The sequence below is a fragment of the Bradyrhizobium sp. USDA 336 genome (genome assembly GCF_044908355.1).
GTDB classification, from domain to species: Bacteria; Pseudomonadota; Alphaproteobacteria; order Rhizobiales; family Xanthobacteraceae; genus Bradyrhizobium; species Bradyrhizobium yuanmingense.
In genome coordinates this window covers 5,882,493-5,908,507 of record NZ_JBIYDC010000002.1, presented here as the reverse complement: position 1 = coordinate 5,908,507, position 26,015 = coordinate 5,882,493, and the positions used below count along the sequence as shown (strand labels likewise).

The window sequence follows — 26,015 nt, the reverse complement described above, 5'->3', positions numbered from 1 at the left end:
GGCTCCGGAACCTCGCGGGAACCGGCCGAGTTCCCTTGGCGTTGTCCGTTCATGTACAAGCCGGCCGCGACGCGTGAAAAGGGCAAGAAGCCGCCCATCATCGATATCCAGGGCGAGAACGGCGACGAGGTGACACCGCCGCCGCCCGAGCTGGTCGAACCCGACCCCGAATTGTCACCCGAGGAAGCCGAGCAGGTCCGCAAGGATTATCTGCTGACGCGGTTCTGGATCAGCGCCCGCGGCTTCTGGGGCCGCAACGGCGACCGCCTCGCCTGGCCGTTCTCGGTTGGTCTCGGCCTGCTGATCGTGCTGACCGTCGGCTTCCAATACGGCATCAACGTCTGGAATCGCGCGATCTTCGATGCCATCGAGAAGCGCGATGCAGCGAGCGTCTTCCATCTCACCGCAATGTTCTTCCCGCTCGCGATCGGCAGCATCGTGCTCGCAGTCGTGCAGGTGTTCGCGCGCATGGGCATCCAGCGACGCTGGCGCGCCTGGCTGACGGCGAGCGTGCTGACACGGTGGCTCAAGAACGGGCGCTATTACCAGCTCAACCTCGTCGGCGGCGATCACAAGAATCCCGAATATCGGATCGCGGAGGATCTGCGGATTGCGACCGATTCCCCCGTCGACTTTCTTGCCGGCGTGACGTCGGCGCTGCTGTCGGCCGCGACCTTCATCGTCGTGCTCTGGACCATCGGCGGGGCACTTACAGTCACGATCGGCGGTTCGTCCGTGACCATTCCGGGCTTCCTGGTGATCGCCGCGATGCTGTACGCCGCGATCGCATCCGGATCGATCGTGGTGATCGGCCGGCGCTTCGTGCAGGTCTCCGAGGGCAAGAACCAGGCCGAAGCCGAGTTCCGCTACACCCTGACGCGCGTGCGCGAGAACGGCGAGAGCATCGCCCTGCTCGGCGGCGAGGAGGAGGAGCGCGACGGCATCGATCGCAACTTCGCGAGCGTGCTGCGGCAATGGGCGCGGCTCGCCGGCCAGCACATGCGCACCACGCTGGTGTCGCAAGGATCGAGCCTCGTCGCGCCGGTCGTGCCGCTTCTGCTCTGCGCGCCAAAATTCCTCGACGGCAGCATGACGCTGGGCCAGGTGATGCAGGCCGCATCCGCCTTCACCATCGTGCAGAGCGCGTTCGGCTGGCTGGTCGACAATTATCCGCGGCTCGCCGACTGGAACGCCTGTGCGCGGCGCATCGCCTCGCTGATGATGTCGCTCGACGGCCTCGAGCGCGCCGAGCAGGGCGACGGCCTCGGCCGCATCAAGCGCGGCGAGACCAGCAACGAGGCCATGCTGGAGCTGAAGGATCTCTCGGTCACGCTCGACGACGGCACCGCCGTGGTCGGCGAGACCGAGGTGGTGATCGAGCCCGGCGAACGGCTGCTGGTCGCCGGCGAATCCGGCACCGGCAAGAGCACGCTGGTGCGCGCCATCGCCGGGCTGTGGCCGTGGGGCGGCGGCAGCGTGAATTTCCATGCCGATCGCCGGCTGTTCATGCTGCCGCAGCGGCCCTATGTGCCCTCTGGCTCCTTGCGGCGAGCGGTCGCCTATCCCGGCGCGGCCGACCACTGGACTTTGGACGAGATCAGCGCAGCCCTGCACAAGGTCGGCCTCGATCATCTCAAGGAGAAGATCGAGGAGGAGGCACCGTGGGACCAGACCTTGTCGGGCGGCGAGAAGCAGCGCCTCGCCTTTGCGCGGCTGCTCCTGCACAACCCCGACATCGTCGTGCTCGATGAGGCGACCTCGGCGCTCGACGAGAAGAGCCAGGACAAGATGATGCAGATGATCACCGAGGCGCTGCCGAAGGCGACCATCGTCAGCGTCGCGCATCGCGCCGAGCTGGAGGCTTTCCACAGCCGCAAGATCGTGCTGGAGCGGCGCAAGGGCGGCGCCAAGCTCGTCAGCGATATCGACCTGATTCCGCGCAAGGGCCGGCGCCGGCTGCTCGGGCGGTTCTTGCGGCAGCGCAAGGCGCCAAAGAAGGCGGCGTGATCCGTAGCCGGGATGGAGCGTAGCGCAATCCGGGAAGGTCCATCCGCCCGGCAAGAATCCCGGATTACGCTGCGCTCCATCCGGGCTACCGGACTGTGATCGAGCGTTGGAGTCCTCGTTAAAACCCGCTATGCATGCGCCGCCTGCAACGAGGATCTGCTGCTTGACGTCCGACAATGCCCCTTCGCCCGCGCCGTTCGGTGCGTTCGCGCCCAATGCGGCGCAGGCTGCGATCATCCGCCTCGCTCAACGGTCGGGGCTGAAGCGCGGCGCGTTCCGGCCGTGGATGTCGCGGCTGGTCAATCTGCTGCGCAGCGGCCCGGTCGACGTGCAATATCAGGGCGCCTCGTTCCGCTTCCATCACCAGGGCAGCGCGACCGAGCGCGGCGCGCTGTTCAATCCCGACTACAATCTCGACGAGCTCGACTTCCTGCGCCAGCACACCCCGGCGGGCGGCACGTTCGTCGATGTCGGCGCCAATGTCGGCACTTTCGCACTGGTGATGGCGCATCAGATCGGGCCATCCGGACAAGTGGTGGCGATCGAGCCGCATCCGCTGACCTTCGGACGGCTCTCGTTCAACCACGCCGCATCGAAGACGCCGCAGGTGCGCCTGGTGCAGGCCGCCGCGGGCGACAGCGACGGCGAGCTGATGATCGAGAGCGGCGGCGGCAACCTCGGCGCTACCCACGTCGTCACCGGCACGGCCAGTGCCGAGGCCATCAAGGTGCCGTCGCTGCGCCTGGTGCGCATTCTGGAGGAGGCCGGCGTCGGCCAAGTCGATTCGCTGAAGATCGACGTCGAGGGCTTTGAGGACCGCGTGCTGATCGGCTTCTTCCGCGACGCGCCGCAATCGCTCTGGCCACGTGCGGTGGTGATCGAGCATCTGTCACAAAACGAATGGCAGCAGGATTGTATTGCCGACATGGCCGGGCGCGGCTTTACGATCGCACGCAAGACACGAAGCAATACATTTCTGTCCCGCTGACGGGTACGAACAAGGGAGGTTGCGATGATCGATCATCTGGGTTTCTCCGTCTCCGACTATGAGCGCGCCAAGGCGTTCTATGCGAAGGCACTGGCGCCGCTCGGCTACAGCCTGATCATGGAGGTCACTGCCGAGCAGACCGGACACGCTGCGGCTGCAGGCTTCGGAGCCGACGGCAAGCCCGATTTCTGGATCGGGGGCGAAGGCGCGATGAACAAGCCGGTGCACGTCGCCATCCACGCCAAGGACCGCGCCACAGTCAATGCATTCTACAAGACGGCGATGGCGGCCGGCGGCCGCGACAACGGCCCGCCCGGCATCCGCCCGCATTATCACGCGAACTATTACGGCGCCTTCGTGCTCGACCCCGACGGCCACAATATCGAAGCGGTCTGCCACACGCCGGAATAATCCGGTCTTCGAAGCGATGTGACGCGGAACATCGGTGCTGCACCTTCGTTGTTGTTCTCTGGACAACGATCCCGATGATGCCGATGCCGATTGAACCGCCCGAGATTCCGCCGTCGACGCCCGGTACGCCAACTGAGCCGCCGCCCGGAATCCCGCCCGGCAATCCGCAGCCCGAAATCACGCCGCCGGTGCGCGAGCCCGGCTCGCCGCCGCGGCCCGACGAATTGCCGGGCCGCATGCCTGAGGAGATCCCATCGCGCGGACCGAACGGGCCGCTCACGCCCAATCCTGCGACGGATGCGATTCCGCCGCGCGATCACGCGTGAAGCGGCGAAGCAATGTCAGGCGATTGCCACCAGCGCCTGAATGCGCAATGAACGTTGCCATAGTGAGATGATTTGCGTGCAGAAATAAATCGGGTCGCAGTTGCATCGCCCGCCACAATGCGGCCTAACGCTTAGCCGTTCATCCCGACACTTCGACAAAGAACCTTCCGGGGAAGTTCACCACATGACCAACCTTCGTTTCGTGCTGCTTGCGACGACGGCTTTGACCGCGATGCAATTGGCCAACACCGCATCGCATGCGCAAGACGCTGCGCCGTTCGTCGTCGCTCAGGCCCAGCCGCAGGACGCGGGCCCTGACGGAAGACCGAAGCAGCCGCCGAAGGGACCGCCAGGCGCGGCGCCGCCTGCAGCACCCGCACGCCCCGCGGCTCCGCCGCCGGCGGCTGCACCGCCGGCGGCTGCACCGCCCCAGCCGCCTGCAGCTCCTCCGCCGGCCGCAGCACCGCCGCGCCCGGCAGCGCCGCCACCACCTCCGCCTCCCCCTGCGGCCCGCCCGGCACCTCCGCCGCCGCCTCCCCCTGCAGCCCGTCCAGCGCCTCCGCCGCCCCCGCCGCCGCCTGCTGCTCCGAAGCAGCCTTCGCCGCCCCCGGCCGCGGCCCCGCAGCAGCAAGCCCCAACACCGCCGCCTCCGGCTGCGCGTCCCGCTGCCCCGCCGCCGCCCCCGCCTGCCGCACGCCCGGCTCCCACGCCGCCCGCACCGCCCCCTGCGGCGGCGCCGCAGCAGCAGGCCCCCACCACACCGCCGCCTGGGGCTCGCCCGACGCCGCCCCCGCCGCCCCCTCCCGCAGCGGCTCCGCCGGCCCGGCCGACTCCCGCGCCTGCGCCCACGGCAACACCGCCTGCTCCGACAGTCGCGCCCCCGGCGCGCCCCGGCGCGCCTGCGCCGGCAGTCACGCCGGCTCCAACGGCGACACCAACACCGACGACGCCACCTGCGCCAACCGCAACGCCGGCTCCCGGCAGCACGCCCGGCGCACCGCCGGCTGGTCGCCCCGGCGCACCTCCGCCCGGCGTACGTCCTGGCGCGCCGCCGCCCCCGGCGGGATCACCCGCACCCGGCGCCACGCCCGCTCCAACGGCAACGCCCGCGCCCGGCAGCACGCCGCCGCCGCCCGGACGTCCGGGGTCGGCAACGCCCGCGCCCGGCGCAACCCCGGCCCCGACAGCGACGCCAGCCCCGGGGCAGCAGGGTGGAACGCCTCCTGCCGGCGCGCCCGCCGCCGGGACTCCGGCTGCGCCGCCGCAGGCTGGTGCGCCCGCCCGGCCGCCGGCACCTCCCGCCGGCGCCGCGGCTCCGACCGTGGTGCCCGGCACGCCCGCCGCAGCGCCGCCGCCCGACCGGGCACAATACAGACCGCCGACGGTCGCGCCGGCTTTCCGCGCCGCGCCGACAGTCTCGGCGCCCTTGCCGCCGCCGCCGCGTCCGCAGCAGCGTGACCTGACGCCGCTTGCGATCGGCGCGGGCGTGGTGGCCGGCGCCGTGATCGGCGCCACCATCGCCGATATTCATAGCCAGCGGCGCGAGGTCGTCGAAGGCGGCCGCACCGTCTATACCGAGCCGGACCGCATCATCATCCGCGATCCGGGCGGGCAGGCCTATGTCCGCGGCAACGATCTCTATCGCTTCCGCTACGGCGCCCGCGACATCCGCACCGACACCGTCGGCGGCGAAACCCGCACCGTCGTGATCCGTCCCGACGGCAGCGAGGTGATCACCGTGGTCGGCCCAGACGGCTCGCTGCTGCGTCGTATCCGCAGGGACCCGCGCGGACGCGAGATCGTGATCATCGACAATACCTACCGCGATCCGCGGGCGGTCGGCGGCTTCTACGTCGACGTGCCGCCGCCGGTGGTCAGCATTCCCTATGATCGCTACATCGTCGACGCCCAGGAAGCGCCGCCGCAGGTGATCTACGAAACGATGCGGGCTCCTCCGGTGCAGCGGATCGATCGGCGCTACTCGCTCGACGAGATCCGCTACAGCCCGAATGTTCGCATGCAGATGCCGAGCATCGACGTCAACACGATCACCTTCGAGACGGGATCGTGGACCATTCCGCCGGATCAGGCGGCGCGGCTCCAGGTGATCGCAGAAGGCATCAACCAGGCGATCCAGGCCAATCCGCAGGAGGTGTTCCTGATCGAGGGCCACACCGATGCGGTCGGCAACGAGGTCGACAATCTGTCGCTGTCGGATCGCCGCGCGCAGGCCGCAGCCGAATTGCTGACGCAGCAATTCAGTGTGCCCGCGGAGAACCTGACGTCGCAGGGCTATGGCGAGCAGTATCTGAAGGAGCAGACGCAAGGCTCGAGCCTGATCAACCGGCGCGTCACCGTCCGCCGCATCACGCCGTTGCTCAATGGCGGCCAGGCCAATGCGGCGCCTCCGCCGCGCCAGTAAGACCTTCGCAAGAAGACAATGGCCGGGAGCGATCCCGGCCATTTTTCTTGTCACGCCGTCATCGCTTCCGACGGCAGACATGCCTCGCAAACGGCGGCAACATGCCGGTGATCGGTGCCGCAACAGCCGCCGAGAATGCGCATGCCAGGGAATGCGCGCCTGAGCAAACGGTAGCGGCGGCCGAGATCTGCGGGATCGCCACTGTCCAGCGCCTCCGATTCGTCGAGCTCGGCGTGGCTCTTGACCGATGCATTGGCTCTGATGCCGTGGATGCGCTGAACCCACGCCTCGCCTGCGGCGAGTGCACTCTCGAAGTGAGTTGGGTGCGCGCAATTGATCAGGAAGTATTCGCAGGCACGTTCAGTTGCGTCGTCGACCGCCTCGATCGCCTCGCGCAGCGACTCTCCCCGGACGAGGCGGCCATCGGTTTCGACCGTGAAAGAGATCGCGATGGGAATGTCCTGCCTCTTGGCTGCACGGACCACGCCCACCGCTTCGTTGATGCTGTTCAGCGTGAATGCAGTCACCATGTCGGCACCCGCCTCGGCGAAGGCCGCGATCTGGTCTGAGTGGTAGGCTTCCGCCTCCGCCGCGTCCATGTTGCCGGCCTTGTAGCCGTCGCCTCGCGGACCGATCGCGCCATTGATGACGCAAGGCGTGGCGGGGGACTCCCAAGCGCCGCGCAATTCGTCGAGGAAGCGGATGGCGCGCATGTTAATGGCCTTAAGCCTGGCCGCATCATAGCCGAGCTTGGCGCCCCAATCAGGGTTGGCGCGCCAGGTCGGACTGTCGAGGACAAAGCCGAGCCCATGCTGCCGCGCGATACGCAGGTAGGCTTCGTAGTACTGCCTCAAATGCGCACGGCCATCCGCGCTGTCGAGCAGCACGAATGCCGCAAAGTGGGGCAGCTCCAGCCCGTGCTGAAAGATGAGAGTTGTTTCCATGCCGCCATCGGTCAGGAAAATGCCGCCGCCGCGCTGCGGCAGACCATGTCTGTATCTGGCCATTGATCGCTCCATGATTTGGACGGGCCGCACTCTTCACTCGGTCGCGCTACGCCCGTGTTCGGTCGCGGCATTTGGTGCCGCATAATGTCGCGTCGCTCTAGAAGCCCCATGGTGCGGCTGAACTTCCACCCGCAAGCGGAGACAAATCAATGATTTGCAGGAGTCACGCGGAGTGGGCCTTGGCCCCAAGGGCCAATTTCTGCACCGTCGGTACAGTTCTGGAGACATCGATGGGAAAGGGCGAAGCGACGCGCGAGCGCATTCTCGAGATCGCGGAAGCGGCGGTGCTCGCAAAGGGCTTCGGCGGCACCTCGATCGAGGAGGTCATTGCCGAGGCCGGACTGACCAAGAGCGGGTTCTTCTATCACTTCAGGGATAAGAACGCGCTCGCACGGGAGATGCTGCGTCGCTACGTGGATACGAATGACCGCCTGTTCGACGAGATCTTCAGGCGCGGACGTGAGCTCTCCGACGACCCGCTGCAGTCGTTCCTGATCTCGCTGAAACTACTCGCCGAAGTCATGGCCGATCTGCCGAACGGCCATCCCGGCTGCCTGATCGCCAGCATCTGCTACCAGGAGCGCTTGTTCGACCGCGACGTTCGCGATCTGACCGCGCAATCGGTCCGGAGCTGGAATGCGCACTTCCGCGAGATTCTCGACGGCATCGCCGCGGTCTATCCGCCCCGCGAGCCGATCGACCTCGACGATCTCGCGGAGATGATCTCGTGCGTGGTCGACGGCGCAATCATCATGTCGAAGACGCTCAACGACCCGAAGCGGCTGGAGCGGCAGATCATGCTCTTCCGCAGCTGCGTGAAGCTGGTCTTCACGCCGCCTCACGCGTCGTGAATTGATAGAACGTGAGCGGACCAGGGCGGCCCGTCCTGCCGCGCTCGCATGCGGCAGGAATAATTGCGCCCAGGTTGGCAGTCGCCCCCATCATTCTCGCGCAGCCAATCCCAGCGCCTCGGCCATGACACGGAACACTTCGGTATTGTCCATCGAGCCGTGCACGCGCTCGCTCCCCGGGCCCGTCGCCGTGACAATGACGTCCTCGCCCGAATGCACGCTGGCGCCGACCAGCGACGACAGATTGCCGGGGCGCAGCACCGCGCCCGGGACCTCCTTGTATTTCTCGTTGGCCTTGAAGGTGCCGTCGTCGCCGGCCTTGACGGTCGGCTCGTTGGGATTGTCGAGCTTCGGGCGGAACGTCTCATAATGATCGGGCAGGCTCGCCGAGAAGATGGCAAGCCGGCGGCTCACGTCGACGCGTGACGGATAACCTTCCGCATCCGGCGCGGGATAGTTGGGAAATCCGGCCTGATCATAGACCCCGACGCGCTCGCGCAGGGGCACGTTGGGCGTCGTGCCCATGTCGTCGTTCACCGTGCCGACCAGGCTGTTGGGATGATTGTGATCGGCCAGCACCAGGATGAGGGTGTCGTCGCCGCGTGCGCGCGCCCATTCGCGCGTCTGACGCACCGCGTTGTCGAGCATGATCGTGTCGTAGACGGCACGCTCCATGTCGAGCAAATGCGCGTATTTGTCGATCATTCCGGATTCGACCATCAGGAAGAAGCCGGCTTCGTTCTTCGAGAGGATTTTCAACGCCGCCTGCACCTGTTCGGTCAGATCAGGCTGCTCGGGAAATTTCTTGACGCCGCCGCCCTTGAGGAATTTGCGGTCGAGCGCGCCGTCCATGTTGCCGGTGGCGAACAGGCCGAGCAGCTTGCTCGTCTCTTGCTTGGCGGCAGAGGCGCTGAGCTCGCCCGCGGTGGTCGCCACCTGATAGCCGGCATCGCGAAACTTCGCGATGTAGTCGGTCTCGTCCTTGCGCTTGGAGCCGGCAGCCGACTTCGGCAGAAAATTCGCGCTGCCGCCGCCCATCATCACATCCGGCTTTGCCGCGAAGAACTGCTCGACGATGTCGTCGTAGGCGGCGCGCCGGCGGGTGTGCGCGACCATCGCCGCCGGCGTCGCGTCTTCGATCTCGGTATTGGTGACCACACCGATCGCCATGCCGAGCCGCCTTTTGGCAAGGCTGGTGATGGTTTCGACCTTGGGATCGTCGAGCGGGCTCGCGCTGCGGTCGGCATAGACGCCAAGGGCATTGACGGCGCTCTTGTGCCCGGTCGCATAGGCGCTCGCCGAGTTCGCGGAATCCGTGATGATCGAGTCCGAGCCGGCGGTTGCCACCAGCGCCATATGGGGCATGTCGTCGATGGCGAGCTTGCCGCGGCTCTTGCCTTCCGAGATGCCCTTGGACAGAATCCGCGCGGCGACCCGATGCGCCGGCGACATGCCGTCGCCGATGAACAGGATGACGTTCTTCGCCTTGCGCGGGCCGGTGTCGTAAACCGTCCATGTGACGCTGCGCTGGCGCGTGCCGTCGCTCACCTCCACGGCAACGCTGCCCGGCTTGGTCAACGTGACGTCGCGCAGGACCAGGGACGACTGCTCCTTGCCGTCCTCGCGCTCGATGAAGGTTCCGGAGCGGCCGAACGCGGCCGCATAATCCGCGCCGTTCACCGTCACCTTCAACTTGGCGGGATCGACCAGCCCGGGGAGCTCGACCTTGAAGTCGAACTTGGCTCCCGCCAGGATCTCGGCGCGATCGATCGGATAGATCGTCTGCGCCGACGATGATGATGCCCAACAGAGAACAATGAGAGAGGCGAGTGCCGATCCCCTGACCATGTGCGATGCTCCGCAATCCCGTTTCCAACAGAAGTGGAAGCGTAGCGGTCGAGAATGACAGCGTCATTAAGCTCGCAGCCCGGACTTCGCTTCGCTCCATCCGGCTACGGAAAGCCTCAGCCCTTGTCGCTCTCGAGCCGGAAGATCTGCGAACCTTCGCTGCCCGAGAGCAGGCCGGTCTTCGAATAGAGACCGAGCTTGGTGCGGGTGTCGGCGATGTCGAGGTTGCGCATGGTGAGCTGGCCGATGCGGTCGGCCGGCGTGAAGGCCGCGTCCTCGACCTTCTCCATGCTCAGCCGCTCCGGCGCATAGGTGAGGTTGGGACTCTCGGTGTTGAGGATCGAATAATCGTTGCCGCGGCGCAGCTCGAGCGTCACTTCGCCGGTGACGGCGCGGGCGACCCAGCGCTGCGCGGTCTCGCGCAGCATCAACGCCTGCGAATCGAACCAGCGGCCCTGATAGAGCAGACGACCCAGACGCATGCCGCTGATGCGGTACTGCTCGATCGTGTCCTCGTTGTGGATGCCGGTGACGAGGCGCTCATAGGCGATGTGCAGCAGCGCCATGCCGGGCGCTTCATAGATGCCGCGGCTCTTGGCCTCGATGATGCGGTTCTCGATCTGATCGCTCATGCCGAGGCCGTGACGGCCACCGATCGCGTTGGCTTCGAGGAACAGCGCGACGGGATCGGAGAAGGTCTGGCCGTTGAGCGCGGTCGGCTGTCCTTCCTCGAAGCGCACCACGACCTTCTCGGCCTTGACATTGCAGTCCTCGCGCCAGAACGGCACGCCCATGATCGGGTTGACGATCTTGATACCGCTGTCGAGGCTCTCGAGATCCTTCGCCTCGTGCGTGGCGCCGAGCAGATTGCTGTCGGTCGAATACGCCTTCTCCGCGCTCATCTTGTAGGCAAAGCCTTGCGCGGTCATGAACGCAGACATCTCGGCGCGGCCGCCGAGCTCGTCGATGAACTGCTGGTCGAGCCAGGGCTTATAGATCTTCAGGCCGGGATTGGTGAGCAGGCCGTAGCGGTAGAAGCGCTCGATGTCGTTGCCCTTGAAGGTCGAGCCGTCGCCCCAGATGTTGACACCGTCTTCCTTCATCGCTGCGACCAGCATCGTGCCGGTGACGGCGCGCCCGAGCGGCGTGGTGTTGAAATAGGTGATGCCGCCGGTCGAGATATGGAAGGCGCCCGACTGGATCGCGGCAATGCCCTCGTGGACCAGCTGCGTGCGGCAATCGACGAGCCGCGCGTTCTCGGCGCCGAACTCCAGCGCCTTGCGCGGGATCTCGTTGTAGTCGGCTTCATCCGGCTGGCCGAGATTGGCGGTGTAGGCGTAGCAGCGCGCGCCCTTCTGCTTCATCCAGAGCAGCGCCGCAGAGGTGTCGAGGCCGCCCGAAAAAGCGATGCCGACTTTCTCACCCTTGGGCAGGCTTTTCAGGATCGTGGTCATGGGGCTTCCAATCGGGTCTCAAGCTGATGTGACGGGTGCGTTCGACCGCGCGAATATCAAATTTCGCGGGGCTCGGCACCCCTTTAATGGCTCAAACCGAGGGCTCGGGGCCGGTCTTGCGGCCGAACAGGCGCTGCCGGAGCCGGTAAGCGGGCATGTTCAGCCGGGTCAGGGCGGCATCCACCGCTTCGTCCGAGAACCGCGTCCGCGGCCAGCGATAGATCAGCGCGTAGGCGAACCAGATCACGACGAAGGTGACGAGGCCGGCGATCGACACGTCCGTGAAGAAGTGCCCGCCGAAGGCCATGCGCAGGGCGCTGGTGAGCGTGCCGAAGATGACGGCGCCGGCATAGGCGAGCGGCCGCCACGACGGCGGGGCTAGCGCCGCGGGCGCAAGCGTCCAGAAGGCGGTCGCGCCCTCGCCCGAGAAGAACGAGCAGTTGCGCGCGCAGCCGCCGCGGGGATCCCACCACGGCACGAATTGCTGGTCGCCGGCAAATTCCGTCACCACCACCGGCCGCGGCCGGCCCCAATAGGTCTTGAAGGTCAGGTTCGTGAGGATGCCGGCCGACATGATCATGGTCACCAGCAAGAAGATGATCGTGCGTCCCCGCACGATTAGCGGCCGGTCCGGCCGGATCATCTTCACAACAAGCGCCGCGATTGACGGCAGCACGAAGGCCCAGGCGATCCACATCGCCGCATCGCGCGCAAAGCCGGCCCACCCGTTCAGCTTGAGCGGGAACGTCTTGGTGGCGGGATCGAAGAACAGCGATGCGAGCTTGAGGTCGAGCTCGGGATAGAGGCCGAAGACGACGCCGATCACGAGCCACAGCGCCAGGGCAATGAAGAGTCCGGTACGGTTCATGGCGCGCGGTTTAGCGGAGTGGGATGGAGATGAAAACCCCAAGGGAGGTATCCATGCTCCCCTGGAGGGGGAGGATAAGAAACTCACCGCGCATCCGGCCTTGAATTCGATGGCAATGGCGGCGGTGGTTTGCGCGGGGGCGGCGGGATCCGCCAGGCGCCGGCGTTGCGGCCGGCGATCAGCCAATAGACGAAGCCGGCAACGATGCCCGCGCCGGTCATGATCTCCAGGTGACGCCGTACGATGCCTTCGAACTGCAACGTGTCGGAATGGAACGGGACGAGGCCGAGATAGCAGGCGAGCCCGACGAGGCCGCCGCCGACGGCGTAGGCGAGCGCGCTACGGATGTAGAGCGCTTCGGTGATCGCGACGATCACCGCTGCCGGCACCAGGGCAAAGCCGGACACGAAGATGAAGCCGAAGCCGAGCAGGATGTCGATCGTGCCCTGATCGACCGGACCGGCGCCGAGATCGGCGAACTCCGGAAACAGCAGCGCGACGACGACGATCATGCCGCCGACAAAGCAGGCGGCGAGGAAGCCGATGAAGATGACAACGAGGCGGCCGATCAGGGACATGACGAAGAAGTCCCGATTGTCGTCATTGCGAGCCACCGGGTCCGCGCGAAGCGCGGCCCGATGACAGGCTCAGCGAAGCAATCCAGACATACGTCCGCGGAGACAGTCTGGATTGCTTCGTCGCTACGCTCCTCGCAACGACGAGGAGGCGAGAGCACGGGCATGACACACTAATCCGTCATCGCCATGGCGCGCAGCGCCTGGCGCTCGCGCGCCGAGAGCTTTTCCGTCTCCGACTTGAGCTGGCCGCAGGCGGCGAGGATGTCGCGGCCGCGCGGGGTGCGTACCGGCGAGGAATAGCCGGCGTTGAAGATGTATTCGGAGAACTTTTCGATCTGGTCCCAGTCCGAGCATTCATAGGCGGTGCCGGGCCAGGGATTGAATGGGATCAGGTTGATCTTGGCCGGAATGCCCTTGAGCATCTTCACCAGCAGCTTGGCATCGTCGAGCGAATCGTTGACGCCCTTGAGCATCACATATTCGAAGGTGATGCGGCGCGCGTTGGAGGCGCCGGGATAGTCGCGGCAGGCCTGCAGCAGCTCCTTGATCGGATATTTGCGGTTGAGCGGCACCAGCTCGTTGCGCAGCTCGTCGCGCACCGCATGCAGCGAGATCGCGAGCATGACGCCGATCTCCTCGCCGGCGCGCACGATGTTCGGCACCACGCCCGAGGTCGACAGCGTGATGCGGCGGCGGGAGATGCCGATGCCTTCGTTGTCGCCGACGATCAGAAGCGCATCGCGCACCGCGTCGAAATTGTAGAGCGGCTCGCCCATGCCCATCATCACGATGTTGGTGACGCGGCGCGTGCCGTCCTCACGGTCGGCCCAGTCGTTGAGCCGATCGCGCGCGACCATGACCTGGCCGACGATCTCGCCGGCAGTGAGGTTGCGCACCAGGCGCTGTGTGCCGGTGTGGCAGAAGGCGCAATTCAGCGTGCAGCCGACCTGCGAGGAGACGCAGAGCGTGCCGCGGTCGGTCTCGGGGATGTAGACGCACTCGACTTCATGCGCCTTCTGAACATTGTCGCCGCTCGGCAGCCGCAACAGCCATTTGCGGGTACCGTCGTTGGAGATCTGCTCGGCCACGACCTCGGGCCGGTCCACAGTGAAATGTTGGGCGAGCTCGGCGCGGATGCCCTTCGAGATCGAGGTCATCTCGTCGAAGCTCCGGGCGCCGCGGAAATAGAGCCAGTGCCACAGCTGCTGCACGCGCATCTTGCGCTGGGCCGGTGCGACGCCGATCTCGCCGAGGCGATCGGCAAGCTCGGTGCGCGACAGGCCTATCAGCGACGGCTTGGCCGGCGGCACATAGGTTTCGAGCGGGGTCTTCTCCACCAGGAGGCCGTTGTGCGGCTCGGTCGTCGGTTGCATCGGTTGCCTGATATCTCTCGTCATGCCCGGGCTTGTCCCGGGCATCCACGTTCTTTCTCGCCCGTTGCCAGCGCGTGGATGGCCGGGACAAGCCCGGCCATGACGGCTGCACCTTTGGAATACACCTATATAGCAACCGGAACCACCGATTGCGACCTTAACGCCGGCAATCCTGCGCGATCTTGTCGAGCGCCTGGGCGAGGCCCTTCAGCGAGAAGGTGTCGGTCGTCTCGGTACCCTTGGCCGAGACGCCCTTGACGACGAGATCGGCGGATTTGCGCATGGCTTCGACCATCCGCTCCTCCTCGGCCGCGTTCTTGATCCAGAGCCCGTCGCCCTGCGTGTACATGGCGAAGGAGGCGCCGCCGACCTCGGCGGTCGATTCCGAGCCCGGCTTCAGCGCATAGCCGATCATGACCGAAACTTCGTTGTTGACCTTCTCCGCCGGCCGGGTCGAGACGAAGGCATAAGCGGGATCGCGCGGCCGGTTCGGCGGGTTGGTCTTCGACGATGACGGCTTGGCCAGCGCGAAGCAGACCTTCTTGCCGTTCGGCGTCGCCGAATAGGCACCCCAGGTGCCGAACTGCCCGATCAGGGTCGGCTCCGCGCCCCCCGCAACGGCCGCAGCCGGGGCCGCCGGCTTGCTCTCGGGCTTCGGGGCCGCCTTTGCGTTGGTGTTGGCCGGCGGCGCCGCCGGCTTCGGTGCCGCCTCTTTTGGAGCTGGACTGGACTTGGGCGCCGGTTGCGCCGTCTGCGCCCGCGCAGACACGGTGATTCCCCCGGCCGCCACGCCAGTCATCAAAGCTAAAATCAGCACCCGCCACATGCCGCGTTGGTTCCCTCAATATTGTGACTGGAAGATGGCCCGAGCGCGCTTTGTCCCCGGGCAGGGATAGCCGGGAAAGTTCAATTTGGGAAGGCAGTTAGCGGTATCGGCGGCGGCTAGGCCCTGGATCGGGCGGTGCGTTGCGCGGCCCATTGCGCCTCGGTCCAGCCGAGCAAATCCTCGGCGCCGGAACTGCGCAGATGCGCGCCGCCGTCGATCACCACCATCTCGCCATTGATGTAGGCGGCGCGATCCGAGACCAGGAAGCTGGCGAGATCGGCGAGCTCGCCGTGCTCGCCGGTACGTCCAAGCGGATTGCGCGCGGTCCAGCCTTCGTCACGGCCTTCGGGACGGAGCTGCCCGGTGGCCCCTGCGGTCGGAAACGGGCCCGGCGCGATCGCGACGGTCCGGATGCCCTTCGGGCCCCATTCCACCGCAAGACTCCTGGTCATCGCCAGCAGTGCGGATTTCGCCATCGCCGAGGGAACGGTGAAGGCGCGGCCGGTGATGGTGGAGGTCGAGAGGATCGACAGCACGACACCGCCATGCTTGGCCTCGATCCAGCGCCTGCCGGCGGCGAGCGTGCAATACATCGCGCCATGCAGTGTCGGCGCCAGGATCGCGTCCGCGGCGCGGAAGGAGAGATGCTCGCTCTGTGCGATGAAGGTGGCAGCGGCATTGTTGACGAGGATGTCGAGCGGCGCCTCGCGCCAGATCGTATCCATCATGCCGTCGACCGCCGCACCGTCGCGGATGTCGCAGGCGATGGTCGTGACCGTGCCGCCGGTCTCGTCGCGCATCTCGCGCGCCGTCGCCTCGAGCCGCTCGAGCTTGCGGCCGCAGATCACGAGCTCGGCGCCGAGCGCGAGGAAGCGACGCCCCATTGCAGCGCCGAGACCCGAACCACCACCGGTAATGAGGATGCGCTTGTTCTTGAGCAGGCCTGTTTCAAACATCGTTTGAATCCTTTCTCCGCGGATTTCGCCATTGCGAGCCACCGGGTCCGCGCGAAGCGCGGCCCGATGACAGGCTCAGCGAAGCAATCCAGACTATTTCCGCAGGACGGACTCTGGATTGCTTCGCTGCGCTCGCAATGACGGAGGATAGGCCGTCGCTGACCCCAGACAAAGAATCCGGATTGTCGCCACTGCCTAAATCCGGCAGAAACGGCCAAACTATAATTCCACCCGAAACGCCCTCAAGGTGCCGCCATGAAAGCCATCCTCTGCTCGCAATATTGCCAGCCCGACGACCTCGTCCTGACTGAGGTGCCGGATCCGGTGGCGGGGCCCGGCGAAGCCGTGATCGCGATCAAGGCGGCGGCGCTGAATTTTTTCGACATCCTGATGATCCAAGGCAAGTACCAGATCAAGCCGCCCTTCCCGTTCTCGCCGGCCGCGGAAGTTGCGGGCGTGATCGAGAGCATCGGCGCTGGCGTCACGGATCTCAAGGTCGGTGATCGCGTCGTCGCCTCATGCGGCCACAACGGCGCACGCGAGAAGATCGCGCTGCCGGCGAGCTCGATCGTGAAGATCCCCGACAATCTCGACTACGACCGCGCGGCCGGCATCATCATCATCTACGGCACCGCGCTGCATGCGCTGGAAGATCGCGCCAGCCCCAAGCCGGGCGAGACGCTCGCTGTGCTGGGCGCAGCCGGCGGCACCGGCCTTGCGGCCTGCGAGCTCGGCAAGCTGATGGGATTGAAGGTGATCGCCTGCGCCTCGTCGGACGAGAAGCTCGAATTCGCCAAGGCGCACGGCGCCGAGCTGACGCTGAACTACGCCAAGGAAGATCTGAAGGAAGGCCTGCGCAAGCTCACCGGCGGCAAGGGCGTCGACATCATCTTCGATCCCGTTGGTGGTGCTTACGCCGAACAGGCGCTGCGCTCGATCGCATGGGAAGGCCGCTTCCTCGTCATCGGCTTTGCCGCCGGCGACATTCCGAAGATGCCGCTGAACCTCGCGCTGCTGAAGGGTTGCGACATCCGCGGCGTGTTCTGGGGCGCCTGGACCCGGCTCAACCCGGCCAAGAACCGCGCCAATCTCGAGAAGCTGGTGAAGTGGACCGCGGAAGGCAAGATCTCATCGCATGTCGACCGCACCTTCCCGCTGGCTCAGACGGCGGATGCGTTGAAGGTGCTGGCGGGACGGCAGGCGATGGGCAAGGTGATCTTGCATCCGTGAGCTGATGCAGGTGGTTGAAGTCGCGTCGGCTACGCGACTTCTGCTTTGCCGTCCGCCTCCTCCACCCCACGCTTCAGCGCGGCGCGGGCGGCCTCGCGGTGCTCGTTCGTGATGTGGCTGGCAACCATGCGGATGGCGGTGGCGAGCACGGCAGCGTCATCGGCGAAGCCGAGCATGGGCATCACGTCCGCGACGAAATCGAACGGCAGGACGAAATAGGCGATTGCACCGAGCAGCGAAGCCTGGACGTGACGCGGCGTCTGCCGGTCGAACGCGCAGTAATAGGCGGCAAGCAGATCCTCCGCGAACGGCAGATGCGCAGCGACCCGCTTCAGCTTGCGCCAGAAGCGGCGGCGCACGCTCTCGCGATCTTCCGCGAGCCGATCGGCCGGCTCGAAGCCAACGCTGTGCTCGGCAGCCATGCTCAAATGCTCCCCGTTCTGCGGGAGGCGGAGGACCGCCCGATCCCGGCTGATCACAAGATGGGGATGCAGCCGGTCCCTGCAAGGCGTCTGCTTGGTGTCAGCCTGCGATGGCGTTCATCGCCTTGGCGAGCGCCATGTCGCGCGCGGTGACGCCGCCGGCGTCGTGGGTCGACAGCACCACCTCCACCGTCTTGTAGACGTTGCGCCATTCGGGGTGGTGATCCATCTTCTCGGCGACCAGCGCGGCGCGGGTCATGAAGCCGAACGCCTCGTTGAAATCCTTGAAGACAAAGGTTTTCCCGATGGCGTCGCGGCCTTGGACGTCAGTCCAGCCGGACAATCCGCCCAACGCCTGCCTGCGCGCCTCCGCCGAGAGCCGTTCTGCCATCACCATCTCCATCCTTCGGAGGAACTTTACCCTAACACCGTGCCGACGCCCGGGTTCATACGGGGGATTTCCTCCATCCGCTAACCATGACGGAGATGTAACCCCGCCGGACAAGAAATTTGCTACAATTGCGGACGTAAATCGCCGGCCAAGATGAAACTGAGCCTGAAGCGCCTGTTTGGGAGACCGATGACCGGGGGATTGGACCTGGCCGAAGCGCCCCCTCCGCCTTCGCCGCGATCCGCGGCGCGGAAGACGGCGCTCGTGTCTCTGGCGTTCCTGCTTGCGATCGTCGGCGTGGTTGCCGGCGGCTATTACTTCGCGATGCGTCCCGTGACGCTCAGAATCGCGGTCGGCCCCGCCAACAGCGACGACGTCAAGGTCGTGCAGGCGCTGACGCAAGGCTTTGCGCAGCACAAGAGCTACGTGCGGCTGCGCCCGATCCAAACCGACGGCGCAACCGCCAGCGCCAATGCGCTCGCCGAAGGCAAGGTCGATCTCGCCATCGTGCGTGGCGATCTCGACGTGCCGAAGAACGCACAGGCGGTCGCGACCCTGCGCAAGAACGTCGTGGTGCTGTGGTCCGTGCCCGCCAAGGGCAAGAAGAAGGGCGCGAAGATCACCAAAGTCGCACAGCTCGCCGGTCACCGCATCGGCGTCGTCGGCCGTACCCAGGCGAACGTCAATCTGCTCAAGGTGATCCTGCACCAATACGGCGTCGACCCGGCCAAGGTCGAGATCGTGCAATTTCCCGCCAACGAAGTTGCCGAGGCGATCAAGGCGCAGAAGGCCGACGTCTACCTCGCGGCAGGCCCGGTCAACAGCAAGATCACCGCGGAGGCGATCTCGGCATCGGTCAGGGAGGGCGGCACGCCAACCTTCCTCGCCATCGATTCCGCCGATGCGATCGCGCAAAACCATCCAGTCTATGAAGCGGGCGAGATCCCCGCCGGCACCTACGGCGGCTCGCCCGACCGTCCCGAGGACGAGGTCAAGACCATCAGCTTCGCGCACCACATCGTGGCGCGCAAAGGCGTGTCCGAGGCCGACATCGCAGCGTTCACGCGCCAGCTCTTCGCCGTGCGCCAGCAACTGGTGACGGAATTCCCGCTGGCGGCGAAGATCGAGACGCCCGACACCGACAAGGATGCGGTGATCCCGGTGCATCCGGGTGCGGCCGCCTTCGTCGACGGCGAGGAGAAGACCTTCCTCGACAAATACAGCGATTACATCTGGTGGAGCCTGATGGCGCTCTCGGCCATGGGCTCGGTCGGCGCCTGGTTCGCCGGCTATCTGAAGAAGGACGAGCGCGACAACAACAATCACCAGCGCGAACGCCTGCTTGACATGATCGCCGCGGCACGCAAGTGCGAGACGACCGAAGAGCTCGACCAGATGCAGACCGAGGCCGACGAGATCCTGCGCGACACGCTGCGCTGCTTCGATCACGGCGCCATCGAGGAAGCCGCGCTCACCGCCTTCAACATCGCACTCGACCAATTCCACGCCGCCGTCGCCGACCGCAAGGCTGTGCTGTTCAGCCTGCCGCCGAACCTGCAACGTGCCAGCGCGCAGTTCCGGGCCGCCGGCAACGCGTGAGCGCCCGCGCGCGTTATTGCTGCGTCACATTGTCTCAATATAGCTCCCAACGTCATCCGGGGCGATGCGAAGCATCGAACCCGGAATCCATTGCGCAGCATTCGCGGGGAGACATGGATTCCGGGTTCGCGCTACGCGCGCCCCGGATTGACGGACTCGCCCGCAAGCCCGGGGTCGGAGCCTCATGACCATCACATTCTCCCGCCGCCGCTTCCTCACCAGCAGCGCCGGTGCGCTCGGCACGATGGCGATGCCGTATCTTTCGCGCGCGGCTGATCGGCCGGCGGTCACCCACGGCGTGCAAGCGGGCGACGTTACCGTCGACGGCGGCGTGGTGTGGGCGCGAACCGACAGGCCCGCGCAGATGCTGGTCGAGGTCGCCACGAGCGAGTCCTTCAGGGACGCCCGCACATTGCCGCCGATCGCGGCGCTGCCCGAAAGCGACTTCACCGCCAAGATGCTGGTCGAAAATCTTCCCGCCGGCCAGGACATCTTCTACCGCGTCCGCTTCCGCGATCTCTCGCACAGCGCCATCGAGGGCGAGGCGGTGACCGGCCGCTTCCGCACCGCGCCGGCCGACCGCCGCGACGTCAGCTTCGTCTGGGGCGGCGACGTCGCAGGGCAGGGCTGGGGCATCAATCCCGACGACGGCGGCATGGTCACCTTCTCGACCATGCGCAAGCACCGGCCGGATTTCTTCCTGCACTCGGGCGACACGGTCTATGCCGACGGTCCGATCCAACCCGAGGTGAAGCTCGCCGACGGCAAGATCTGGAAGAATCTCACCATTCCGGAGAAAGCCAAGGTCGCCGAGACGCTGGACGAGTACCGCGCCGCGTACAAATACAATCTCACCGACGACAATCTCCGCGCCTTCAATGCCGAGGTGCCGGTCTTCGTGCAGTGGGACGACCACGAGGTCACCAACAACTGGTCGCTGTCGAAAGACTTGCCGGCCGCCTACAAGGTGCGCGACATCTCACTGCTCGCAGCTCGCGCGGGCCGGGCCTTCCACGAGATGTACCCGATGCGGGAGAGCATCATCGAGCCCGGCCGCGTCTATCGCCAGATCTCCTACGGCCCGCATCTCGACGTATTCGTGCTCGACGAGCGCAGCTATCGCGGGCCGAACGGTGCCAATCTCGAAACCGCCTATGGCCCCGCCAGCTATTTCCTCGGCCCGGAGCAGATCGCCTGGCTCAAGCGCGGCCTGCTGAATTCGCGCGCGACATGGAAGGTGATCGCATCGGACATGCCGATCAGCCTGATCGTCTCCGACACGCCGAAGGGCGGCTCGGAAGCCGTTGCGCAGGGCGACGGCCCGGTGCGTGGCCGCGAGTTCGAGATCGCCGACATCCTGCGCTTCATCAAGATGGCGCCGATCAGCAACACGGTGTGGCTGACCGCGGACGTGCACTACGCCGCCGCGCACCATTACGATCCGAACAAGGCGCAATTTCAGGAGTTCGAGCCGTTCTGGGAATTCGTCTCGGGCCCGCTGCATGCCGGCACGTTCGGCCCGAACGCGCTCGACAATACCTTTGGCCCCGAGGTGCGCTTCGTCAAGGCGCCGGGCAAGGACAGCCAGAATCTGCCGCCGTCCGCGGGTATGCAGTTCTTTGGTCACGTCAAGATCGACGGCGCGTCCGGCCGGATGACGGTGACCCTGCGCGATCGCGCCGACGTCGCGCTGTGGTCGACCACGCTCGATCCGAAGCTTGCGTGACGGCCAAGTCGAACCCGGATGAACCATCCGCCCGGCCCGGACGACAATTGCAGGCGCCCGCGCATTTTCGAGGGCGTGATGCCGTCCGAGCCATGTTCGAGTTGATGCCGTGCCGTTCAGCCGCCCAACGATCGTTATCGCGCTGCTGCTGAGCGCAGCATCCCCCACATGCGCGCAAACCCAGGACAGAGCGACGCTGGTGCGCGAGGCCCTCGCTTCGCCTTACGGCAAGGCGCTGACCGCCGAGCTCGGCAAGTCACTGCGCGCAAGCGCCGACCCGGCATGTCTGACGGACAAGGGGTTGGCTGCCGACCAGCTCGAACCGCGCGGCCGCGATATTGTCATCAGATGGGGCACGCATATGCTGGAAGGCGCATCGGCGTTCATCGACCGGCAGATCTCCGACAATCCATTTGCCGGCGCAGCCGAATTGGTAAGCCTGAAGAGCAATCCGGATGTGAAGCGCTATCTCGCGATGGAAGAGCCGATACGTCAGGCGAAGATCCTGGATTTGATCTTCGAGCATTTCGACCGCTACAACGTGATCGCCCGCGTGAAACTTGGAGGGGTCTATCCATTGCAGACAGGCAACGAAGCTCTGCTCCGTCTCAATCCGACCGATGCAACGGAAGAGCGGTTGGAGACGTTCGCCAGCAAGAGTCGTTCGAAAGCGCTGAAACGTTTCCTGCAATTGTCCGATCAAGAGGCGATTGCGCAGAGTGCGGCGATCAAGAAGGCCTCATCGCCGCCGCCGTTTCCGCACACATTCTTCAAGGGCGTCGAGACCGACCTCGCCGAGCTCTGCATTCGCTCCGGCAAATAGGCGATCAGGTGTCCCGTGCCTGCAGCGCCGCCTCCAGCGCCTCGCTCGAGCACGGCTTCTGCAGCCGCGGCCGGCCCGCCAGTTCGGACGGAATGCGTACCTCTGCGCCGTAGCCGGTGACGAACACGAACGGAACCTTCAGCGCGATCAGCCGCTCGGCGATCGCAAAGCTCGTCTCGCGGATCAGCTCGACATCGAGCAGCGCGAAATCGGGTGCCCGTTTTGCGATGGCATTCAACGCCTGCGTTACCGACCCCACGGTCCGCACGGTGGCCACACCAAATCCGAGCAGGCGATCCTCGAAATCGATCGCGATGATCGGATCGTCTTCGACGATCAGAACATCAGCCGGCCGGCCTGTGCCATTGCAGTTTGCAGGTGCCATGATCGCATCTTGGTTCGGGGGTTTTGGGATCAGGACTGCCGCGACACGATGCCTGCGCCCAGCGCATCGGAGGGTTCCCGGAACGAAACTCACCACATCCTCGTTCTCTGGTCTGTCCACTTGTGCACACAGGAAACGGATGGAACTCGCTAAGGTGGGAGGAAGGTGGGAGTTCAGGATGGATGCGCGTATCGGCAAGGTCACCGAGGTCGAGAGCCGGCCGGCCAACAATCTGCTGCGGCGCTTGAGTCAGGTCGACTACGGCCTCCTGGCGCCGCACGTGACCGTCGAGCACTCTGCAGCCGGGCACTTGCTCTACAATCCCGGCGATGACGTGCAGGTCGTCCATTTCCCCTGCGGCCCATCGCTCGCGACTTTCCTCGTCCCCAACGAGGATGGCCGCGACGTCGAAACCATTCTGGTCGGCCGCGAGGGCGCGGTGGGCGGCATCGTCAGCGAGGGGTTTCTGCCGGCCTATACCCGGATCTGCGTCAAATTCGGTGGACCGTTTGCGCGCATTCACGTCGCCAAGCTGGAAGCAGCCAAGCTGCGCTCGGCGTCGCTGCGCAACGTCTTTGCCCGCTATGCCGATTGCATGCTGGCCCAGATCTTCCAGTCGACCGCCTGCAACGCGATCCATTCGATCGAGCAGCGCACCGCCAAATGGATCCTGGCGGCGATGGAGCGGACCGGCGACGAGACCAGTGTGCCGCTGACCCACGAACAGCTCGCGACTTTGCTCGGCGTTGGCCGCTCCTATGCCAGCCGCGTGCTTCAGTCGTTCAAGGCCGAAGGCGTGCTCGACACGCGGCGCGGCTCGATCCTGGTCCGCAACCGCGACGGCCTGAGGCTGCGCGCCTGCCTGTGCAACGATGCCGTAAAGATGCATTTCGAGGAAGTGCTGCGCGGGGTCTATCCGACCGAGGAGCGGGAGGCCGGGTAGCTTCTTCTCCCCTGCAATAATGCGCGGCGCGCCGTTGTAACCGCGGTCGTGCTATACTGCCGCCCGCATGAGCGGGGCTTTGCTTCACACTCTCTTCGACATCCTGGCCTGGCTGGCGGCGGCGGCCGCCATCTATTGGCTGTCGCGACGGGGCTTGCAGTTTCCCTCGCAATCCTTCGCGCTGCCCTATATCGCCACGCTGGTGTTTGGCGCAGGCCTTGGCGCCTATCTGTTCGGCTCCGCCAATCTGTGGCTGTCGGGGCAAAGCGGCATTGCGCGCTCGGTCGAGGGCGGGCTGGCGGGCGGCATCGTGGCGATCGAGCTCTACAAATGGTCCGCAGGCGTCACGGTGCGAACCGGCGCGCGCTTCGCGCTGCCGCTGGCGCTCGGCATCGCGATCGGCCGGATCGGCTGTTACCTCGCGGGCCTCGACGATTTCACCTATGGCACGCCGACGGCGCTGCCCTTCGGCCATGATTTCGGCGACGGCGTTCGCCGCCATCCCGTGCAGCTCTACGAGAGCGCGGCCATGGCCCTGTTCGCGCTCGCCTATGTGCTGGCGGTCTTGAACCGGAACGCGTTCACGATCACCAATGGTTTCTACCTGGTGCTCGCTTATTACGGAGCGCAGCGCTTTCTGTGGGAATTTCTCAAACCCTATGGCACGCTGGTTGGGCCCCTGACCCTGTTTCACCTGCTGTCGCTGTCGATCCTGCTCTACGCCGCCTTCATGCTGGCAACAGCACCCAAAGCGAGACGCTTGCAAAAAGAGTCACTTGCATGAACGCGCCGTTGCGTAAGTCGCGCCCCTACATCTTCTGGGGCCAGACCCAATCCCTATGCGAGACCTGCCTGAAGCTGGTGCCGACCAAGATCCAGATCCTCGGCAACGAGGTCTGGTACGAAAAACGCTGCAGGGAGCACGGCGTGCAATCGACGCTGGTGTCGACCGATGCCGCCTATTGGCGGTTGTGCAAGGATTTCATCAAGCCGGGCGACCGGCCGCTGCAATTCCAGGAACGAACCCAATTCGGCTGCCCCTATGATTGCGGTCTCTGTCCCGACCACGAGCAGCATTCCTGCTTGGCGCTGATCGAGATCACCGAGCATTGCAACCTCACCTGCCCCGTCTGCTTCGCGGAGTCCTCGCCGGCACGAACCAAATTCACGCCGCTCGCGACGGTGGAGAAGATGCTCGATGCGCTGGTCGCGGGCGAGGGCGAGCCCGATCTCGTGCAGATTTCCGGTGGCGAGCCGACGCTGCATCCTGACTTCTTCGATATCCTGGACGCGGTGCGCGCGCGCCCGATCCGCCATGTCATGATCAACACCAACGGCCTGCGCATCGCCCGCGAAAAGGATTTCGTGGCGCGGCTCGCCGAGAACAGGCGCGGGCTGGAGGTCTATCTCCAGTTCGATTCGCTGCAGCGCGACGCGCTGATCAATCTGCGCGGCGCGGACTTGCGAAAAATCCGCCAGCAGGCGCTGGAAAATCTCGAGCATTACGGCATCTCGACCACGCTGGTCGCGACCATCAAGCGCGGCGTCAACGATTCCGAGATCGGCGACATCGTGCGCCACGCGCTGACCTGGACGTGCGTGCGCGGGGTGACATTGCAGCCGGTCCAGGATGCCGGCCGCAACGAGAGTTTCAACAAGAATACCGACCGCATCATGCTGTCGGAGATCCGCAAGCGCGTCGTCGAGACTGGCGTGTTCGGGGACAAGGACATGATCCCGCTGCCCTGCAACCCCGAGAGCATCTCGATCGGCTATGGCCTGCGCAACGGCGAGAAGGTGCTGCCGCTGACCTCGCTGATCCCGCAGGAGCAGCTGGTGGCGGTGATGCCCAACACAATCAGCCCGGAGAAATATCCGGTGCTGCGGGAAAAGTTCATCGACCTGTTCTCGCTCTCCTCAGGGCCCCTCAACACGTCCGAGCGCGTCTGCGAATTGTTGTGCTGCCTGCCGAGCTTTCAGGTGCCGGACGGGCTCACCTACGAAAACGTCTTCCGCGTCACCGTCGTGCAGTTTCTCGACCGCTTCAATTTCTGCGTCGGCAACGTCAAGCGCAGCTGCATCCATTTCGTGACCGAGCAGGGGGCGATCATCCCGTTCGACACCTACAATCTGTTCTATCGGAATGGCGCCATCTCCCGGATTCGCGCCGGGCTCGAGGGGCAGACCTATCACGAGGCGAGGCAAACCGAGGAGGCACCACGATGAGCGACACGCCACCGCCGGTTCTACCGCCACCCGCACCAACGCCCGGCCCAGCTCGCAGCGGCTGCCTTACCGCCCTGATGGCGATCGCCGGGATCTTCATGCTGCTGCCGGGTCTCTGCGCACTCCTGTTCGGCGGAGTGTCGATGTTCGAGGACGGCAAGATCGCTGGCGACATCGCGCCGTTCGTCCTTCTGGGACTGGTCGTGGGCATCGGCGGGGTCGCGATGATCTGGGCGGCGATCAAGGGGCGCAGGGTCCCCGCTCATCCCCCGACCCAGCCCTAAGCCCCGGGGATTCCCGGACAAAATTCAGTCAACCAACGGCCAAAGAACACATTGTTTTTTGGCCGTTTTTG

The 26,015-nt window shown here is 65.6% G+C and carries 25 protein-coding genes; 14 read left to right on the top strand and 11 right to left on the bottom strand.

All coding sequences use genetic code 11. From position 1 onward, the window contains the following. Window positions 1-51: 51 nt before the first annotated feature. The 5 genes from ABIA45_RS28715 to ABIA45_RS28695 all read left to right on the top strand — a co-directional run bounded on the left by ABIA45_RS28715 (window position 52) and on the right by ABIA45_RS28695 (window position 6,154). The gene (locus ABIA45_RS28715; protein WP_404654497.1) at window positions 52-2,007 is read left to right on the top strand and encodes an ABC transporter ATP-binding protein/permease; all 1,956 of its coding nucleotides are present in this window, start codon (window positions 52-54) and stop codon (window positions 2,005-2,007) included. Between the two features lie 163 nt (window positions 2,008-2,170). Continuing rightward, window positions 2,171-2,995 carry an FkbM family methyltransferase gene (locus ABIA45_RS28710; protein WP_404654496.1) on the top strand — a complete coding sequence of 275 codons (825 nt, stop codon included), beginning with the start codon at window positions 2,171-2,173 and terminating at the stop codon, window positions 2,993-2,995. Between the two features lie 24 nt (window positions 2,996-3,019). Further along, on the top strand, window positions 3,020-3,406 hold the full coding sequence (locus tag ABIA45_RS28705) for a VOC family protein (protein ID WP_404654495.1): 387 nt from the start codon (window positions 3,020-3,022) through the stop codon (window positions 3,404-3,406). A gap of 83 nt (window positions 3,407-3,489) precedes the next feature. Continuing rightward, window positions 3,490-3,732: a hypothetical protein gene (locus ABIA45_RS28700; protein WP_036002774.1), complete on the top strand. Its 243-nt coding sequence runs from the start codon at window positions 3,490-3,492 to the stop codon at window positions 3,730-3,732. Window positions 3,733-3,916: 184 nt separating this feature from the next. Beyond that, a complete protein-coding gene (locus tag ABIA45_RS28695; RefSeq protein WP_404654494.1) occupies window positions 3,917-6,154 on the top strand; it encodes an OmpA family protein in 2,238 nt (745 codons plus the stop codon). 50 nt (window positions 6,155-6,204) lie between these two features. Here ABIA45_RS28695 and ABIA45_RS28690 read toward each other — a convergent pair whose 3' ends face one another. After that, window positions 6,205-7,161 (bottom strand): homocysteine S-methyltransferase family protein, encoded by a 957-nt coding sequence (locus tag ABIA45_RS28690; protein WP_404654493.1) that lies wholly within the window; start codon window positions 7,159-7,161, stop codon window positions 6,205-6,207. Window positions 7,162-7,391: 230 nt separating this feature from the next. On the opposite strand from ABIA45_RS28690, the gene ABIA45_RS28685 reads away from it, so the two are divergent. Further along, window positions 7,392-8,012, top strand: a complete 621-nt coding sequence (locus ABIA45_RS28685; RefSeq protein WP_404654492.1) for a TetR/AcrR family transcriptional regulator — start codon at window positions 7,392-7,394, stop codon at window positions 8,010-8,012. Window positions 8,013-8,102: 90 nt separating this feature from the next. Here ABIA45_RS28685 and ABIA45_RS28680 read toward each other — a convergent pair whose 3' ends face one another. The 7 genes from ABIA45_RS28680 to ABIA45_RS28650 form a co-directional block, all read right to left on the bottom strand. Continuing rightward, window positions 8,103-9,860 (bottom strand): alkaline phosphatase, encoded by a 1,758-nt coding sequence (locus ABIA45_RS28680; RefSeq protein WP_404545072.1) that lies wholly within the window; start codon window positions 9,858-9,860, stop codon window positions 8,103-8,105. Between the two features lie 116 nt (window positions 9,861-9,976). After that, entirely contained in the window at window positions 9,977-11,314 is a 1,338-nt protein-coding gene (argG, locus tag ABIA45_RS28675; protein WP_404545070.1) for an argininosuccinate synthase, read from the bottom strand. A 91-nt stretch (window positions 11,315-11,405) separates the two neighbouring features. Beyond that, window positions 11,406-12,182: a phosphatase PAP2 family protein gene (locus tag ABIA45_RS28670; protein WP_404545068.1), complete on the bottom strand. Its 777-nt coding sequence runs from the start codon at window positions 12,180-12,182 to the stop codon at window positions 11,406-11,408. Window positions 12,183-12,265: 83 nt separating this feature from the next. Continuing rightward, a complete protein-coding gene (locus ABIA45_RS28665; protein WP_271543106.1) occupies window positions 12,266-12,760 on the bottom strand; it encodes a hypothetical protein in 495 nt (164 codons plus the stop codon). A gap of 170 nt (window positions 12,761-12,930) precedes the next feature. Next, the gene (gene rlmN, locus ABIA45_RS28660) at window positions 12,931-14,133 is read right to left on the bottom strand and encodes a 23S rRNA (adenine(2503)-C(2))-methyltransferase RlmN (RefSeq protein WP_404545066.1); all 1,203 of its coding nucleotides are present in this window, start codon (window positions 14,131-14,133) and stop codon (window positions 12,931-12,933) included. A 157-nt stretch (window positions 14,134-14,290) separates the two neighbouring features. Continuing rightward, window positions 14,291-14,959 (bottom strand): invasion associated locus B family protein, encoded by a 669-nt coding sequence (locus ABIA45_RS28655; protein WP_404654491.1) that lies wholly within the window; start codon window positions 14,957-14,959, stop codon window positions 14,291-14,293. A gap of 116 nt (window positions 14,960-15,075) precedes the next feature. Next, the gene (locus tag ABIA45_RS28650) at window positions 15,076-15,915 is read right to left on the bottom strand and encodes an SDR family oxidoreductase (protein ID WP_404545064.1); all 840 of its coding nucleotides are present in this window, start codon (window positions 15,913-15,915) and stop codon (window positions 15,076-15,078) included. Window positions 15,916-16,170: 255 nt separating this feature from the next. Here ABIA45_RS28650 and ABIA45_RS28645 point away from each other — a divergent pair, with 255 nt between their 5' ends. Continuing rightward, complete coding sequence (locus ABIA45_RS28645; RefSeq protein WP_404545062.1) at window positions 16,171-17,145, top strand: NADPH:quinone oxidoreductase family protein; 975 nt, start codon at window positions 16,171-16,173, stop codon at window positions 17,143-17,145. Window positions 17,146-17,174: 29 nt separating this feature from the next. Here ABIA45_RS28645 and ABIA45_RS28640 read toward each other — a convergent pair whose 3' ends face one another. Continuing rightward, on the bottom strand, window positions 17,175-17,567 hold the full coding sequence (locus tag ABIA45_RS28640) for a YkvA family protein (protein ID WP_157285090.1): 393 nt from the start codon (window positions 17,565-17,567) through the stop codon (window positions 17,175-17,177). A 100-nt stretch (window positions 17,568-17,667) separates the two neighbouring features. After that, window positions 17,668-17,958 (bottom strand): 4a-hydroxytetrahydrobiopterin dehydratase, encoded by a 291-nt coding sequence (locus ABIA45_RS28635; RefSeq protein WP_036002826.1) that lies wholly within the window; start codon window positions 17,956-17,958, stop codon window positions 17,668-17,670. Window positions 17,959-18,111: 153 nt separating this feature from the next. Here ABIA45_RS28635 and ABIA45_RS28630 point away from each other — a divergent pair, with 153 nt between their 5' ends. The 3 genes from ABIA45_RS28630 (at window position 18,112) to ABIA45_RS28620 (ending at window position 22,106) form a co-directional block, all read left to right on the top strand. After that, on the top strand, window positions 18,112-19,557 hold the full coding sequence (locus ABIA45_RS28630; RefSeq protein WP_271543115.1) for a TAXI family TRAP transporter solute-binding subunit: 1,446 nt from the start codon (window positions 18,112-18,114) through the stop codon (window positions 19,555-19,557). 184 nt (window positions 19,558-19,741) lie between these two features. Beyond that, the gene (locus tag ABIA45_RS28625; protein WP_271543117.1) at window positions 19,742-21,283 is read left to right on the top strand and encodes an alkaline phosphatase; all 1,542 of its coding nucleotides are present in this window, start codon (window positions 19,742-19,744) and stop codon (window positions 21,281-21,283) included. A gap of 199 nt (window positions 21,284-21,482) precedes the next feature. Next, window positions 21,483-22,106: a hypothetical protein gene (locus ABIA45_RS28620; protein ID WP_271543119.1), complete on the top strand. Its 624-nt coding sequence runs from the start codon at window positions 21,483-21,485 to the stop codon at window positions 22,104-22,106. 4 nt (window positions 22,107-22,110) lie between these two features. On the opposite strand, the gene ABIA45_RS28615 is transcribed toward ABIA45_RS28620, so the two are convergent. Then, complete coding sequence (locus ABIA45_RS28615; protein ID WP_128265823.1) at window positions 22,111-22,491, bottom strand: response regulator; 381 nt, start codon at window positions 22,489-22,491, stop codon at window positions 22,111-22,113. A gap of 178 nt (window positions 22,492-22,669) precedes the next feature. On the opposite strand from ABIA45_RS28615, the gene ABIA45_RS28610 reads away from it, so the two are divergent. The 4 genes from ABIA45_RS28610 (at window position 22,670) to ABIA45_RS28595 (ending at window position 25,944) form a co-directional block, all read left to right on the top strand. Beyond that, the gene (locus ABIA45_RS28610) at window positions 22,670-23,434 is read left to right on the top strand and encodes a Crp/Fnr family transcriptional regulator (protein WP_404654490.1); all 765 of its coding nucleotides are present in this window, start codon (window positions 22,670-22,672) and stop codon (window positions 23,432-23,434) included. 67 nt (window positions 23,435-23,501) lie between these two features. Next, window positions 23,502-24,218: a prolipoprotein diacylglyceryl transferase gene (locus tag ABIA45_RS28605; protein ID WP_271543123.1), complete on the top strand. Its 717-nt coding sequence runs from the start codon at window positions 23,502-23,504 to the stop codon at window positions 24,216-24,218. Then, window positions 24,215-25,660, top strand: coding sequence for a radical SAM protein (locus tag ABIA45_RS28600; protein WP_404545056.1), 1,446 nt, complete (start codon window positions 24,215-24,217; stop codon window positions 25,658-25,660). The genes ABIA45_RS28605 and ABIA45_RS28600 overlap by 4 nt, the downstream gene beginning before the upstream one ends. Further along, on the top strand, window positions 25,657-25,944 hold the full coding sequence (locus ABIA45_RS28595; protein ID WP_271543127.1) for a hypothetical protein: 288 nt from the start codon (window positions 25,657-25,659) through the stop codon (window positions 25,942-25,944). Before ABIA45_RS28600 ends, ABIA45_RS28595 begins: the two co-directional genes overlap by 4 nt. Window positions 25,945-26,015: the final 71 nt, after the last annotated feature.

What these genes read in the sequence shown, in the direction of transcription:
- ABIA45_RS28700 (WP_036002774.1), top strand. Translation starts at nt 3,490, where the DNA reads ATGCCGATTGAACCGCCCGAGATTCCGCCGTCGACGCCCGGTACGCCA.
- ABIA45_RS28605 (WP_271543123.1), top strand. Translation starts at nt 23,502, where the DNA reads ATGAGCGGGGCTTTGCTTCACACTCTCTTCGACATCCTGGCCTGGCTG.
- ABIA45_RS28705 (WP_404654495.1), top strand. Translation starts at nt 3,020, where the DNA reads ATGATCGATCATCTGGGTTTCTCCGTCTCCGACTATGAGCGCGCCAAG.
- argG (WP_404545070.1), bottom strand. Translation starts at nt 11,314, where the DNA reads ATGACCACGATCCTGAAAAGCCTGCCCAAGGGTGAGAAAGTCGGCATC.
- ABIA45_RS28655 (WP_404654491.1), bottom strand. Translation starts at nt 14,959, where the DNA reads ATGTGGCGGGTGCTGATTTTAGCTTTGATGACTGGCGTGGCGGCCGGG.
- ABIA45_RS28640 (WP_157285090.1), bottom strand. Translation starts at nt 17,567, where the DNA reads ATGGCTGCCGAGCACAGCGTTGGCTTCGAGCCGGCCGATCGGCTCGCG.
- ABIA45_RS28685 (WP_404654492.1), top strand. Translation starts at nt 7,392, where the DNA reads ATGGGAAAGGGCGAAGCGACGCGCGAGCGCATTCTCGAGATCGCGGAA.
- ABIA45_RS28695 (WP_404654494.1), top strand. Translation starts at nt 3,917, where the DNA reads ATGACCAACCTTCGTTTCGTGCTGCTTGCGACGACGGCTTTGACCGCG.
- ABIA45_RS28715 (WP_404654497.1), top strand. Translation starts at nt 52, where the DNA reads ATGTACAAGCCGGCCGCGACGCGTGAAAAGGGCAAGAAGCCGCCCATC.
- ABIA45_RS28650 (WP_404545064.1), bottom strand. Translation starts at nt 15,915, where the DNA reads ATGTTTGAAACAGGCCTGCTCAAGAACAAGCGCATCCTCATTACCGGT.
- ABIA45_RS28630 (WP_271543115.1), top strand. Translation starts at nt 18,112, where the DNA reads ATGAAACTGAGCCTGAAGCGCCTGTTTGGGAGACCGATGACCGGGGGA.
- ABIA45_RS28690 (WP_404654493.1), bottom strand. Translation starts at nt 7,161, where the DNA reads ATGGCCAGATACAGACATGGTCTGCCGCAGCGCGGCGGCGGCATTTTC.
- rlmN (WP_404545066.1), bottom strand. Translation starts at nt 14,133, where the DNA reads ATGCAACCGACGACCGAGCCGCACAACGGCCTCCTGGTGGAGAAGACC.
- ABIA45_RS28615 (WP_128265823.1), bottom strand. Translation starts at nt 22,491, where the DNA reads ATGGCACCTGCAAACTGCAATGGCACAGGCCGGCCGGCTGATGTTCTG.
- ABIA45_RS28670 (WP_404545068.1), bottom strand. Translation starts at nt 12,182, where the DNA reads ATGAACCGTACCGGACTCTTCATTGCCCTGGCGCTGTGGCTCGTGATC.
- ABIA45_RS28665 (WP_271543106.1), bottom strand. Translation starts at nt 12,760, where the DNA reads ATGTCCCTGATCGGCCGCCTCGTTGTCATCTTCATCGGCTTCCTCGCC.
- ABIA45_RS28635 (WP_036002826.1), bottom strand. Translation starts at nt 17,958, where the DNA reads ATGGCAGAACGGCTCTCGGCGGAGGCGCGCAGGCAGGCGTTGGGCGGA.
- ABIA45_RS28625 (WP_271543117.1), top strand. Translation starts at nt 19,742, where the DNA reads ATGACCATCACATTCTCCCGCCGCCGCTTCCTCACCAGCAGCGCCGGT.
- ABIA45_RS28600 (WP_404545056.1), top strand. Translation starts at nt 24,215, where the DNA reads ATGAACGCGCCGTTGCGTAAGTCGCGCCCCTACATCTTCTGGGGCCAG.
- ABIA45_RS28680 (WP_404545072.1), bottom strand. Translation starts at nt 9,860, where the DNA reads ATGGTCAGGGGATCGGCACTCGCCTCTCTCATTGTTCTCTGTTGGGCA.
- ABIA45_RS28610 (WP_404654490.1), top strand. Translation starts at nt 22,670, where the DNA reads ATGGATGCGCGTATCGGCAAGGTCACCGAGGTCGAGAGCCGGCCGGCC.
- ABIA45_RS28645 (WP_404545062.1), top strand. Translation starts at nt 16,171, where the DNA reads ATGAAAGCCATCCTCTGCTCGCAATATTGCCAGCCCGACGACCTCGTC.
- ABIA45_RS28595 (WP_271543127.1), top strand. Translation starts at nt 25,657, where the DNA reads ATGAGCGACACGCCACCGCCGGTTCTACCGCCACCCGCACCAACGCCC.